At 36.1% G+C, this 14424-nt stretch carries 12 protein-coding genes and 1 riboswitch; of the genes, 1 reads left to right on the top strand and 11 read right to left on the bottom strand.

Features of this window, described 5'->3' with window-relative positions; translation table 11 throughout:
- Window positions 1-70 precede the first annotated feature (70 nt).
- The 9 genes from cls to ACM26V_RS06015 all read right to left on the bottom strand — a co-directional run bounded on the left by cls (window position 71) and on the right by ACM26V_RS06015 (window position 11263).
- Window positions 71-1519, bottom strand: coding sequence for a cardiolipin synthase (gene cls, locus ACM26V_RS06055; RefSeq protein ID WP_416150531.1), 1449 nt, complete (start codon window positions 1517-1519; stop codon window positions 71-73).
- A gap of 71 nt (window positions 1520-1590) precedes the next feature.
- Window positions 1591-2556, bottom strand: coding sequence for a ring-cleaving dioxygenase (locus ACM26V_RS06050; protein ID WP_416150530.1), 966 nt, complete (start codon window positions 2554-2556; stop codon window positions 1591-1593).
- Between the two features lie 104 nt (window positions 2557-2660).
- Entirely contained in the window at window positions 2661-3611 is a 951-nt protein-coding gene (locus ACM26V_RS06045) for a serine hydrolase domain-containing protein (RefSeq protein WP_416150529.1), read from the bottom strand.
- Between the two features lie 292 nt (window positions 3612-3903).
- Window positions 3904-4419, bottom strand: a complete 516-nt coding sequence (gene msrA, locus ACM26V_RS06040) for a peptide-methionine (S)-S-oxide reductase MsrA (RefSeq protein ID WP_416151802.1) — start codon at window positions 4417-4419, stop codon at window positions 3904-3906.
- Window positions 4420-4473: 54 nt separating this feature from the next.
- The gene (locus ACM26V_RS06035) at window positions 4474-5775 is read right to left on the bottom strand and encodes a methyl-accepting chemotaxis protein (RefSeq protein ID WP_416150528.1); all 1302 of its coding nucleotides are present in this window, start codon (window positions 5773-5775) and stop codon (window positions 4474-4476) included.
- Window positions 5776-5981: 206 nt separating this feature from the next.
- The gene (msrA, locus tag ACM26V_RS06030; RefSeq protein WP_416150527.1) at window positions 5982-7130 is read right to left on the bottom strand and encodes a peptide-methionine (S)-S-oxide reductase MsrA; all 1149 of its coding nucleotides are present in this window, start codon (window positions 7128-7130) and stop codon (window positions 5982-5984) included.
- A gap of 247 nt (window positions 7131-7377) precedes the next feature.
- Window positions 7378-7800 (bottom strand): organic hydroperoxide resistance protein, encoded by a 423-nt coding sequence (locus tag ACM26V_RS06025; RefSeq protein ID WP_416150526.1) that lies wholly within the window; start codon window positions 7798-7800, stop codon window positions 7378-7380.
- Between the two features lie 196 nt (window positions 7801-7996).
- A complete protein-coding gene (locus ACM26V_RS06020) occupies window positions 7997-9034 on the bottom strand; it encodes a ribonucleotide-diphosphate reductase subunit beta (RefSeq protein WP_416150525.1) in 1038 nt (345 codons plus the stop codon).
- A gap of 15 nt (window positions 9035-9049) precedes the next feature.
- On the bottom strand, window positions 9050-11263 hold the full coding sequence (locus tag ACM26V_RS06015; RefSeq protein ID WP_416150524.1) for a ribonucleoside-diphosphate reductase subunit alpha: 2214 nt from the start codon (window positions 11261-11263) through the stop codon (window positions 9050-9052).
- A gap of 250 nt (window positions 11264-11513) precedes the next feature.
- Window positions 11514-11719: riboswitch (cobalamin riboswitch) on the bottom strand.
- Between the two features lie 203 nt (window positions 11720-11922).
- Between ACM26V_RS06015 and ACM26V_RS06010 the strand changes: the two genes are divergently transcribed.
- Entirely contained in the window at window positions 11923-12438 is a 516-nt protein-coding gene (locus ACM26V_RS06010; RefSeq protein WP_416150523.1) for a hypothetical protein, read from the top strand.
- 79 nt (window positions 12439-12517) lie between these two features.
- Here the strand turns inward: ACM26V_RS06010 and opp4C are convergent, their stop codons facing one another.
- The gene (opp4C, locus tag ACM26V_RS06005) at window positions 12518-13411 is read right to left on the bottom strand and encodes an oligopeptide ABC transporter permease (protein WP_416151801.1); all 894 of its coding nucleotides are present in this window, start codon (window positions 13409-13411) and stop codon (window positions 12518-12520) included.
- Between the two features lie 10 nt (window positions 13412-13421).
- Window positions 13422-14387, bottom strand: a complete 966-nt coding sequence (locus ACM26V_RS06000; protein WP_416150516.1) for an ABC transporter permease — start codon at window positions 14385-14387, stop codon at window positions 13422-13424.
- Between the last annotated feature and the right edge of the window lie 37 nt (window positions 14388-14424).

Below are 14424 nucleotides of genomic sequence, written 5' to 3'. Positions count from 1 at the left end.
AAAGTGTTCAAATATAAAACTATTATACATAATGCTAATTAACTTTTTTATAAATAATTAGTAAATCTTGTTATAAAATTGGAGACAGTAAACGTGAAATAGACTCTTTAAATCGAATCCATTTAGAGCGCTTATTGTAAATTTCTTCTGTTAACCTCGTCGAATCAAGCATGTCTTTTTCAAACATTTGAGCGAGAACTTCAGACGTTTCCTGATCATAGATAAACGCGTTAACTTCAAAATTGAGCTTAAAACTTCGCATATCAATGTTTGCTGTTCCGACTGAATTCATATTACGATCAACGACGATTGATTTTGCATGTATAAATCCTTTTTCATAAATGTACACTTTTGCACCTGAACTTAATAATCCTCCAATATGGGACAACGTAGCCCAATAAATAAATGGATGGTCAGGTTTATTTGGAATCATTATGCGAACGTCTTTACCTGACAATGAGGCAATACGCAATGCATCTAATAAACTTTGATCTGGAATAAAATATGGTGTTTGAATATAGATGGATTCTTTTGCTGTCATTATCATCTGAATATATCCGTTCTTAATTTGTTCCCATTCGGTATCTGGTCCACTAGATACCAATTGAACCGTTGCATTTCCCAACTTCTTTTTCATCGGGAAGTACCTTGGATTATAATCTATGTATTGAAGTTTCGACGCTTGGTTCCAATCTAACATAAACCGCGTTTGCATAGGGTCAAGGACGTTGCCTTCAATACGGAGGTGTGTATCACGCCAATACCCAAATTTTTTGCTACTACCTATATACTCATCACCCACATTGAAACCACCGACATACCCTACTTGCCCATCAATAATACATAGTTTCCGATGGTTGCGGTAATTAAGACGAATATTGATTAACGGGAATTTTGACGGGAAAAATACTCCGACTTCTCCCCCTGCTTCTGTTAATGAAGTGAAGTGTTTGCGACGAAGCTTTCTAGATCCTAGTTCATCATATAATATACGAACTTCAAGACCTTCTTTAGCTTTTATCGTTAGCACTTCAATCAATTTTTTCCCTAAGTTATCGTGCCGAAAGATGTAATACTGAATGTGGATATGATCTTCTGCTTGTTGAATATCAGTTATTAATTGATCGAATTTCTGTTTCCCATCATTAAATACCTTTATCCGATTGTCCTTAGTTAGAATTGCATCATTATTTATTAAATGCATATAAATGAGATCACGGTATGGATCGACATTTTCGTCATGAAAAGAAAAGTCTGGTTGCCGTATTTGGTCAATCTGTTTCGAAATGATATCGTCGATACCAACCTTTTTAATTCCTTCCCAGTCAAATAAGCGTCTCCTAGTTAAGTTTTGTCCCAAGAATAAATAGATGATAAACCCTAAAAATGGAATGAATGACAAGATCATTAACCATGCCCACGTAGCAGACGCATCTTTTCTCTCAATAAAAATAATAATTCCCGCGAAGAGAAAGTTCACAATAAATAAGACCACTAGTAAAATAGAAAGAATGTCCATACGTCCTCCTTTGTCGAAAGAAGTTCCACTTTTTGTATTTTACCCTATTTCACTGTGGTCTGTATATCCTTTTAGTAAATTATATTAAGTGGCTTTAATTTTGCCTCGATTTCTTTTCGTTGATCTTCAAAATACGGTGGAAGAGATAAGTTTTCTCCTAAAGATTCAAAAGGTTCGTCAGCTTCGAAACCAGGGCCATCTGTAGCTAACTCATATAAGATACCGTTTGGTTCCCTAAAATATAATGACTGGAAATAATATCTTTCAACAAGACCAGAGTTCATCATACCTAATGATTGGATGTGCTCAACCCAATTGCGAAGTTCGTCTACATTTTCAACTCGAAAGGCTACATGATGAACACTTCCACGGCCAGGACGCTCATTCGGCAAATTATCACTTGCTTTTACATGTACCTCAGCGCCTGTACCTCCCTCACCAATTGAAAAAACAACAACTTCAGATTCATCAATGACATACCTTGTTGTTTCAGAAAATCCTAACACTTCTGTTAACACACGATGTGTTTTTTCTGGTCTTGGGACAGTTAATTGAATAGGGCCTAGTCCAACGATTCCTTTTTCTTGAGGCACTGGGCTTTTATCCCACGGAACACCTCCAACAACACCGACATTATTTTCATCAGAAATCAGCTGAAGCCTTTGACCTTCAAAATCAACAAAATTAATTGTTTTTCTACCATTTAATTCTTGGATACCTTTGTAACTGACGTTAAATTCATCAAAGCGACGAATCCAATAGTGTAATGAATCATCGTTTGGAACTCTTAACGAAGTCTGACTTATACTTTGTGTTCCCTCGTGCGTTCTTGCTGCATGAGGTATTTCAAAAAATGTTAGGTCAGTTCCAGGATTACCGCGTTCATCCGCATAAAAAAGATGGTAAACACTAGTATCATCTTGATTGACGGTCTTCTTAACCAATCTCATTCCAAGAATGCTCGTATAAAAATGAAGATTATCTTGTGCATTAGCAGTTAAAGCTGATACATGGTGAATTCCTTTGATAGGTTTCATGTTCTATTCCTCCTATATTTCTATATCGTTAATCACTTACTTTTTTATAGTTTATATCTTTTAATCATTTGGTTCAAGGTTCAAGTGTTTTTTAACAATATACGTTATAGAATGTAACGAAAAAACCATTGATAAGGCAACAGACTATCTTTATCTGATAAATCAGCCGTGAAGGTGACGGCTAATTGTTGCTCAGGCTGAATAAAAATAAACTTACCTCCCCTTCCCGCTGCATAAAAGAATCTAGAATGATTCGTTGAGTTAGGTGCACTTATCCACCAATGATAGGCATATGATTGATTCGGTTTTTCGGTTGACACATGTGACTTTGTCGCTTCTTCAATCCATGATTTAGATATAAGTTTCTGCCCCTCCCATGTACCGTTTTGCAAAATTAGGACAGCGTATTTCATTATGTCTAATGGCGATAGAAACAAACCGTATCCACCAACAGGGAGATTATTTGGCGCTGTTTCCCATTTGAAGTTTCTAATATTCAAAGGTTTAAATAAATACTCATTTGCAAAGTCTTTAGGATTCATTTTTGTTGCTTTATGTAAAATAGCACTTAGTAAATGAGAGTCAGAATTGCTATAAATCATTTTATTCCCTGGATTCGTTTGTAATTGGTCTGACAAAATTGCTGTAGCCCAATCTTTAGTATTAATCACTTGCTTCCATTTTCTTGCATCGATCCCTGATGTCATCGTTAACAAATGACGAATCGTTATCTCATCAACTCCATTTTTCCAACCATTTTTGATTTCAAAAAAATCAGTAACCGGTTGATCGATAGAAGAAATACCCCCTTTGTCTATAGCAATGCCGATGAGTGAAGATAAAATTGATTTAGTTACCGAATTCACCTTATGTAAATCATTCATTTGATTGGTGTTTTTTTCAAATGTGTATATCAAGCAATCCTTCTTATATATCATGCAAGTTTCTACATCATAATCATGATAGTGAGCTTCAAGTTTATCAATGTTCTTTTGAGATAACCCTCCTTCTTCACTAGGCAATAGCTGAAAAGGATTTAATTCATTTCTGACCATAACAATTATCTCCTTTCAAAAAAATTCTTAAGTTTCTCAGGCTTTTTAAAAGCATAGTGCGAATTAAATTCGTTTAAATGAAACAAACATAATTACTTCTGAGTTTCCCCATTCGAGATATTACTAATCCTATCAGAAAAAGATTAGAAAAACTAAGGTTGTCGCCAAGACCTTCATGGCGACAACCTTAGTTTATTTTATACTTTAACCCTTTAGTTAAGTAAAACATTCATAAAGTACAAAAAAGCTTCTTCAGCTACAATGAAGAAACCTTAGAGTATCTTGAACCTTTTCAGGACCAATGCGTTTGAATAAAACGATCTCGTCCTGAGTCTTCTCTTTCTCGTTGATACTTTTGCGGATTTTTTTTATAAAACGCTTGGTGCTCATCTTCCGCTTCATAAAATGTTGATGTTGGAAGAATTTTTGTGACAATGGGGTCGTTAAATGGACCATCTTCCTCCAGCTTTGCCAATGATTTTTCTGCTAAATTTTTTTGTTCTTCATCTGCATAGAAAATTGCGGTACGATATTGACTTCCTCGGTCGATAAACTGCCCTTGATCATCCGTTGGATCAATTTGTGGCAAGTAAAGATCAAGCAATGTTTCATAGGGAAATATTGTAGGATCATAAGTGATTTGAACAGCCTCGTAATGTCCGGTCTCCCCAGTTTTCACTTGTTCATAAGAGGGATTTTTCAAATATCCACCTGTGTATCCTGAAACAACATTTATGATCCCTGGAAGCTCATCAAATGGCTTAACCATACACCAAAAGCATCCGCCTGCAAATGTTGCTTTTTTCATGTTTGTCTTAGGCATCAATACACCCTCCTTGATAGGTTATGAATCACTGGACATCTATTTAGCTTTTTCTAATAATTGATTAGATACAGAAGCTAAATTTTTAGTCGAATTAGCCAACTCTTTTACCGATTTTACAATCAAGTCAACTTCATTTTTGTTTGATTGAAACATATCCGTGTAGTTTTCCATCTCTATTTTAACACCTGAGAAGCTAGATTTTACATCTGTAATTTTTTTATTGGATTCAGTAGTAGCTTGATTCATTGTTTCTAACGTGTTAACTAATTCGCTCGTATTATGATTACTTTCAGATGAAAGATCGATAATAGATTTAGTAATTTGCTTCGAGTTTTCGGCAAGCTTTCTGACTTCATCGGCAACTACGGCAAAGCCTTTCCCCGCTTCTCCAGCACGGGCAGCTTCTATCGATGCATTCAAAGCGAGCAAATTGGTTTGATCAGCAATTTGTTCAATTTGCCCCGTCATATTAGAAATACTCTCTGAAAGTACTTTCATCTCTTCTACTTTTTTCGTTCCTACTGACATCTGTTCACGTAGGACTTTAAAGGAATTTGTCATTTCCTCAATATCATGTTCACTCGTATTTGCTAGTTTTAACACGTTTTGGTTACTTCTCATCGTCATTTCAGTATCGTGACTAACTTTTTCTGCACGAGTGGATGCTTCTTCAAGCCCAGCCTCATTTTCTTCGACCATTGCAGCCAATTGTTGACTTAATGCATTTAGCTCTTGTTGAAGTTGTTTTTGTTCGTCATATAACAATGTAGTTTCTTTCACTTTACTATCAAGATATGTTTCAACAATTAATTGCATATCAAAATTCATCACATCTGTCATTGCAACTAAAGTGTCTGATAATTTTTTAGGGTCATCAATGTATAGTTTAACAATTTGCGGAATTAATAAACTATTAAAAGTTTGATATGTAGCTATGAACCAACCAACTGGTAGTTCACCACGTTTGTGAGTTTCACCAATCCTTTTACGAACTTGTATATACTTTTCATCGATAGTTCCCTCTAATAATGTATCCAAGTACATCGAAAATACACTTATTAATCTTTCTCTTGATGAATGTGCTTCAGCAATCGCAACTAACTCATCAAATTTGTATACATGATCAAGAACCTCATTTAAGAATTGATCTTTCATTTCTAAAATATGTGGCTTTAATTCCTGTAAAGCTAAGAGATTCTCTGTCGTTATGTTCATATATTTCAATCTGTTTTCAAGTATATTGTCTTGAAGTTTGATTGGCGTACCAACTAAGTAATTTAGTTCGGGCTTAAAGTCTTGATTTATTTTACTTTTACCTCGTTTTGTAAAAATACTCACCGATAAATTCCTCCTTGTATAACTTTTGTTTAGCACCTATATACCTATTGTAATCCATTACATAAAAATAGCAACAAAAATAATTTTCATTTGAATAGGAGATTGTCTTATGTGATTTATCTATTAAGAAAAACTCTCGAAAATATCTAAAAAAGGACGAAACAGTCTGAAATGACTGTGTCCGTCCCTTTTACCTTTATTGTCATTTAATCCTCAAACAAGTAAAGAAACTCTTCATAACCTGCTGATTCCATATCATCTTTTGCGATAAAATTTAAAGCAGCAGAATTCATGCAATACCTAAGTCCTGTTGGTTCGGGGCCATCATTGAAGACATGCCCTAGATGAGAATCTCCATAAGCGCTACGAATTTCTGTTCTACGCCCTAATAATCCCCAATCATCTTCCTCTACAATTGTTTCTTCTACAATTGGTTGTGTAAAACTTGGCCATCCTGTATCTGAATCATACTGATGTGTAGAGCTAAATAATGGCTCTCCGGACAAAATATCAACATAAATTCCATCTTCATAATGATCCCAATATTGATTTCTGTAAGCAGGTTCCGTATCATCTTCTTGGGTGACTTCATATTGAATTTTTGATAATTGGTTTCTTAATGTTTCTTCATCTTCTTTTTCATATGTTCTCCAAAAAGCAATATCATCATCATCCGGTTCACTTACTGTATATTCTCGTTCGTCTTCTTCCCAGTATTCATCTAAAAATTCATCTCTCCCAGAATTAGATCGATAAAAATTATATCGAACTGGATTTTCTTTGTAATAGTTTTGATGATAATCTTCGGCTCGATAGAACGTTTCTGCTTCAATAACTCGTGTAACGATAGGGGCATCAAATCGACCAGATTGATCAAGTTCTCTTTTGGATTCTTCTGCTAGTTGTTTTTGTTCATCATCATAATAAAAAATGCCTGAACTATATTGTGCTCCTCGATCAACAAATTGTCCTTCATCGTCTGTTGGATCGATCTGTCGCCAAAATACTTCTAGTAAATCCTCATAAGTAACCATACTTGGATCGTAGATGACTTGAACAGCCTCAACGTGACCCGTCTCTCCACTTGCAACGTCTTCATAAGCAGGATTTACTTCTTCCCCGCCAATATAACCTGAGACAACATCATGGACTCCTTCAATATATTCAAATGGCGCTTCCATGCACCAAAAGCAGCCTCCGGCAAACGTCGCTTTTCCCCTTGTGTCTTCTTCTGATAATTCCACCGGTTCACTGCCATACGATCTTGCCGTAAAATAATCATAAACAATCGGAACAAATATAATAGAACCTATCGCAAAAATAGCTAAAAACAAAAAGATAATTACTTTCTTCACGGAATACACCTTCTTTCTAGATGCAAAAAATATGTCTGTTAACGCTCATTATACTTCCTTTAACCTTAAATAACATGAAATAAGACTTAATGTCATTAAAGTGTAATCATTAGAAAAACTTGGCTTCTCGCCAAGTCCTTCATGGCGATAGCCTTAGTTTATCTTATTATTTAATCCTTTAGCGTAGTTAAACATTCTTAAAGTATAAAAAAGGCTTGAGAGGATTTCTCTCAAGCCGACAATAGTCTTATTTTGCTTTCACAACGAGTTCAACATCAATGTTGCCTCTTGTAGCTTTAGAATATGGACAGAATTCATGAGCTTTTTTAGCAAGTGCTTCTGCATCGTCTTGGCTAACTCCAGAAACTTCTACGTTTAGAATTACGCCAATAACAAAGCCGCCATCTGAAGAATCTTTATTTAGACTAACTTCGCCAGTCACAGTAGAATCAATTTTTTTCTTATCTTTTGATGCCATTAAATTTAATGCACCGTCATAACATGCTGCATACCCAGCAGCAAATAATTGCTCGGGATTTGAAGCATCCTTAGGAAGTTCTCCACCTTTAGGCATTGATAAATCTACATCAATGACACCATTATCTGACTTAACATGACCTTCACGGCCACCTTGTACTGTCGCTGTTGTTGAAAATACTTTTTCAGCCATTACTCAACACTCCTTCATCAATTTGGTAAAGTTTCCTACATCCTAATATATTTACGTTTAAGCTAGTTTCTAAACCTCGAATTTCAGAAAATCTTCTCTTTGTCTGATAAAAACAGTTAAGTATGTTGCGTTTAATAAGAGAAATCACTACTATACCGCTAGTTAGCTCCATTATTGGCGGTGCTATAATAATATTTTACAAATCATCAAAATCATTTTCATCTGATACTTTTGTGTACTGACGAGATTTTTGTTCGAAAAAGTCTGTTTTTCCTAGATTGACATCTTCGTATACTTTGATCCATTTCATCGGATTCGACCGATGTCCCTCAAATGGACGTTCTACGCCTAATTCATTGACACGTTTATTAGCCATAAATTTAATGTAGTTTTCCAAGTCTCCAATTGGTATTTCTGGTATATTCTCTCCAATAATATGGTTAGCCCATTTAATTTCTAGTTCTGCTGCTTCGACAAACGTCTCTTGAACAAACTGATCGATTTCTTTCGTCTGCAATTCAGGAAATTCATTTCGTAGTTCTTTAAAGATGTTAGCGAATAGATACACATGTAATTGTTCATCTCGGTTAATGTAATTGATCATCGTTGATGTAGAGACCATTTTTTGATTTCTTGCCAAATGATAAAAGAAACTAAAACCTGAATAAAAATTTAATCCTTCTAAAACAACATCGTAAACAATCGATTCTAAGAGCGTTCTTGGTGTTGGATTATTAATAAAAGCTTCATATCCTTTAGCAATGAAATCATTTCGCTCTCTCAGAATCGGGTCATGTTTCCAATACTCAAATATCTCATCCTGTTCATCCTTATTCACTAAGCTTGATAGCACATAAGAATAACTTTGATTATGGACAACTTCTTGGAAAGCCAACACTGTCATCAATGCATTCAAACTAGAGTCTGTTAAGTATTTCGATACGTGCATCGCATAATCTGTTTGAATACTATCTAAAAAAGCTAATAGTCCAATTATTTTTTTGAAAGCATCTTCTTCTGTCTCTGTTAAATTAGCAAACTGTTTCACATCTGAACTCATATTAATTTCAAATGGTGTCCAAAAGTTACCCAACATGTTTTTGTATAAAGGGTATGCCCATGAAAACCGCACATCGTCCCAGTTCAGCACATTTGAACTCTCACCAAGTATTATTCCCGTCGATGCGTTTGGTGCATCGACATCGTATAGTTTTCTTTCCGATAATTTCGTCATTCATTTCCCTCCTGATTAACTTGAGCAACTCTCGCAATCTTCTAACTCACTAGATGTTGAACGTACATAATAGGTAGTTTTCAACCCATGTTTCCAAGCATCCATATGAAGGCTTAAAAGCTCTTTTGCTTTGATTGTATTTTTAACATATAAATTAAACGAGACAGATTGATCAATATGTTTTTGTCTTGCACCGTTTTGTTTTATACTCCAATGCTGATCGATCGTATGAGCAGGTTTGTAATACCACGTTGTCTCCTGATTCAAGTTTGGAGCAGTGACTGGTATTTTAAAGTTTTTCTTTTCCTCGGCATATTCTTTTTTGAAGATTGGATCAATCGATGCGGATGATCCTGCGATAAGAGATGTACTAGAATTTGGTGCAACAGCCATTAAATAGCCATTTCTTAACCCATAAGTTTGAACATCTGCTTGTAATTGCTTCCACTCTGAGTTCTGATAATGTCTGTCTTCAAAGTATTCTCCGGTAGAATACGTAGAAGTCTCAAAAACTGGATAAGCTCCTTTTTCTTTTGATAACTCCATACTTGCTTTTACAGTGTAATAATGAATGGTTTCATAAAGTTCGTCAGCGTATTGAACTGCTCTGTCAGATTCCCAAGAAATTTTCTTTTCAGCTAGTAAGTGATGCCATCCAAACGTTCCAAGTCCTATTGCACGGTACTTTTGGTTGGTTATTTGCGCTTGTGGAACGTCAATCGTATTCATATCAATCACGTTATCTAACATACGAACTTGAATTGTGATCAAACGCTCTAGAACATCATCTTTAACAGCTGTTGCTAATGAAATCGAACTCAAGTTACAAACGACATAATCCCCTGCTTTTTTCTTTGTAATGATTTCACCATCACTTGTCGTTTGTTCTTCTACGATCGTCGCACTCATATTTTGCATAATTTCCGTACATAAATTCGATGAATAGATCATCCCTTCATGTCGATTAGGATTCATCCTATTTACAGTGTCACGATAAAACATATATGGCGTACCCGTTTCCAATTGAGAGACCATCACCCGTTTCATAATGTCTATGGCAGGAACTTTTACTGAAGTTATCTCATCATTCTCTATACACGCTTTGTACAGTTCTCGGAAAGTGCCTTGTCCTTCTTTCTCATCATATACATCCTCTAAGGAAACGCCCATGACTTGACGGACTTCATGTGGATCAAACAAGTGCCAATCCTCTCTAGCTTCAACTTTTTCCATAAATAAATCAGGAATACAAACACCAGTGAACAAATCATGCGTACGTTGTCGTTCATCACCATTATTTAGCTTCGCATCTAAAAAGGAGAAGATATCTTTATGCCACACATCTAAATAAACTGCAATGGCTCCTTGTCTTTGCCCCAATTGATCAACACTTACTGCAGTGTTATTTAATTGTTTCATCCAAGGTATAACTCCTGAAGATGTACCTTTAAACCCTTTAATCGAAGAACCTTTTGCACGAATTTTCCCTAAATAAATACCAAGTCCCCCACCATTTTTACTAACGGTAGCAGCATCCGTATTGCTGTCAAAAATCCCTTGCAAACTATCATCCACCGTGTCTATAAAACAACTTGATAATTGACCATGTGTTTTTCCTGCATTTGCTAATGTAGGTGTTGCTACGGTCATATAAAGATTAGAAAGGGCCCAATAGGATTCTTTCACGAGTGTTAAACGTTGTTCTTTTGGTTCATCTAACATTAAACTCATCGCGATAATCATAAACCGTTCTTGGGGCAACTCAATTAATTTGCCATTGTGTGTCCTCGCTAAGTATCGATCGGCTAATGTTTTTAATCCGATGTATGTAAATGATTTATCTTTAGACTTGTCCAACCATTTCTCAATTTTGTTTAAATCATTTGTCGAGTATTTTTCAAGTAATTCTTTTTTGTAGAAGCCTTGTTTCACTAGAATTGTAACAAGATCATCAAATTGCTTATAAGCTGGAATTTGTCTATTTACATTAACTTCCTCACTTAGATTTAATGAATAAAGCGTTGCTGCAACATATGTCCAATCTGATTCCTGCGCAGATAACTGGTCTAGAGCTGTCATTACAGGTAATGAAACCGCGGTTTGTTGGTGTTGATTATTCATAGCACTGATTCTTTCGGAAAATGGATCCCACGATAATTGAGGGAAACGACGTTTTAATTCATCAATCGTAACTTCAAATTTGCTTTTCGTTAATGTACTCTTGCTCATAGTATCCTTCCTTTCTCAAATTCGTTACATTAGAAAAACTTGGCTTGTCGCCAAGTCCTTCATGGCGAAAGCCTTCGTTTATCTTACTTTAATCCTTTAGCTAAGTTAAAAATTCTTAAAGTACAAAAATAGCCTTCCCTTAATCAAGGGAAGGCTAAAAAACGGTAGGTTGATAGATACTGGTCATAAATCTGCACATACACTGATGAGCGATTCTGCTACCGTTTCTCATTCTCAACCCCCGAAGATCAGAAACAAAAGAAAAACTGGCAGGTCTCCTGACTTATGCTTCAACCTACTTTGAGCCTTCCCATATAAGCACCATGACAATTCATGACATTCTCATACAGTGGTCGCTTCATTTCGTCCACATTTACAGTTGCGGGGACAGTTCCGGTTTTCCACCGGATTCCCTATTAAGCCTCATACTAAGGCACCTGTTTCTCTTCTTATATTCAGTTGACATACTATATATTGATGACTAAGTTATACAATATCAATATATGAACTAGATATAGAATACCGTAGTTTTCTAATAAATGCAATGATTACTTCTTTAAAAGAAATTTAGTAAATACCTTGAAATTTTTGAACTAGTCTAGTAAAATTTCAAACTTGTGAGCATTATCTCAGATCCTATATCGAAAGGAGTTTTCATCATGTTACCCCCTGCCACTTATGATTATAAGCAGGATAAAAATAAACAATCACTGATACAAGAATATGAAAATTTAGAGTTTCAAATGTTTCGTATGAGTGAAAACATCAAACAAATTGCAAAGAAATGGACAGTTCTAGGTATAGATCAAACGAAAGAAGAAAAGTGGGTAATCATCTACTCATCCGATAACGGAGATATATGCAAAATAATGGCCCATGATTGTGAAGAACCTTTCCGTGGAAAATGGGCTTTTTCCATTCATACTCAATATAAGGAGGACCATCGAATTCACATCGATGATATTCGTGGAGAATCCAACCGTGGTTTTGGTTCAGTTTGCATGAAATTTTTGAAAGAATATACAAAAGACCTAAATGTTCATACAATATCAGGAAACCTTTCACATAGAGATTGGGACCATATTGATCGCCTTCTCCACTTTTATAAAAAACATGAATTTACTGTTGATATTGTTGAATCTGAAAAGAAGGGCGAGATTTTTTGGCACCCATGAAAATACTATTCTTTCTAGGATTTAGTTAATAATCTAAAACATTACAGAAAAAACGTTCTTAATAAATACTAAGAACGTTTTAAAAATTACTTTTCGAATCAAATGCATCACGAAGGCCATCACCGATAAAGTTAATCGCTAACACCGTCAATAAAATAGCTAAACCAGGAGGAACCCATGCTTCTGAATGTTGAGTCAACACGCGTAAATTTCTTGCTTCCGTCACCATATTCCCCCACGTTGGTGTCGGTTGAGGAATCCCAAATCCAATAAAACTAAGTCCTGATTCAATAATAATTAACGTTGCCATCATGACCGTCGCATTGACAATAATTGGACCAACGGCGTTTGGCAAGAAATGCTTCGTAATAACTCGGAAGTCTGAACAACCAATCGAACGCGCACCAATAATGTATTCTTTCTCTCTCAAGGATAAGAAGGTACCTCTTAAGATCCTTGTGATATTTGGCCAAGTCGTTAAAGCGATGATCGTAATAAATAATCCGATGGTCACACGGTCTGCAATCGCCATGACTGTTAACACTAACAATAAGAAAGGAAAAATTAACATTAAATCTGCCGCTCTCATGATGAAACTATCTGTCTTTCCACCGTAGAATCCGGCAATCGATCCAAGTACCACACCTATAGCTAACGTGAATAACATCGCAAAGAAACCAATCATCAACGATACTTGCGAACCGTAGACAAGGCGGGCAAAATTATCTCTGCCTGAACTGTCAGTCCCTAACCAATGGTCACTACTAGGCTTATTCATTACTTTCAATAAATCCGACTTTGTTGGATCATGTGCTGTCAGAAAAGGAGCGAACACGGCCACGGAAATAATCATGATAATAATTACAATTCCTACCACTGCCAACTTATTACGAAGAAAGCGACGCATGGCAAGCTGAAACGGACTTTTACTTTTTTCTGGTTTTACTTGTACTGATTTATTTTCATTTCCCATTGCGTTCACCTCAATCGTAACGTATTCTCGGATCAACTATTGCATAAAAGATATCTGCCAATAGATTCCCGATTAAAATAGTAACAGCTAATATCAAATTAATCGCCATGATGACAGGATAGTCACGGTTTTGAATTGAATTTAAGAACAACGTTCCTAGTCCAGGGTAATTAAATACAGCTTCCGTAATAACGGCGCCACTTAATAATGTCCCGAATTCAAATCCAAGCAGCGTAATGATTGGTATGAGGGCGTTTCTTAGCGTATGTTTATACAAGACAGAGCCTGGACCTAATCCTTTTGCCCTTGCCGTACGAATAAAGTCACTCCCCATTACTTCGAGCATCTCTGTACGTAAATAGCGCATATATATGGCTGTACTAGCTAAACCAAGGGTAAAGCCTGGCAAAACTAAATGGCGAATTTTATCAATAAAATACTCAAATCCTGATAAGCCAACGGAAGAAACAGTCCCCTGCGAAGGGAACCATCCCAACTGAAAAGAGAAGAAATAAATCGCTATTAAAGCAGCGAAAAAGTTTGGTGTTGCAAGACCGAGAAAAGCAAACGTCGTTGCACCATAGTCAAGCAACGAATACGGTTTTTTAGAAGAGTAAATACCAATGGGTATCGCGACAATGATCGTAATCGCTAATGCGAATAAAGATAAATACAAGGTATTCATTATTCGTGAGGCGACCAACTCAGATACCGATCTACCTGTGTAATGCATCGATTGACCGAAGTCACCGACAGCTACTGAACTCACCCAGTTCCAATATTGAACGGGTACCGGATCATTTAAACCTAGTGCTTCTCTTCGCTCTTCCAATACTTCAGGTGGAATATCAGGATCCAAAATCTCCCCACTCAACGGATCGCCAGGTGCAGCTTGGGCTAATCCATAGACGACCACTGTGACTAAGAAGAGCATTGGGATAAATTGTAAAACTCTTCTAGTAATGTATTTATACATGACGGTTCCTCCTACTCAATAAAAGGAGCGCATGGCT

Origin of the sequence: Salipaludibacillus sp. HK11 (assembly GCF_047795645.1) — a bacterium.
Classification (GTDB): Bacteria; Bacillota; Bacilli; order Bacillales; family Salisediminibacteriaceae; genus Salipaludibacillus.
The sequence above is the reverse complement of the archived record's forward strand: the minus strand, read 5'-3'. Positions and strand labels throughout refer to the sequence as shown.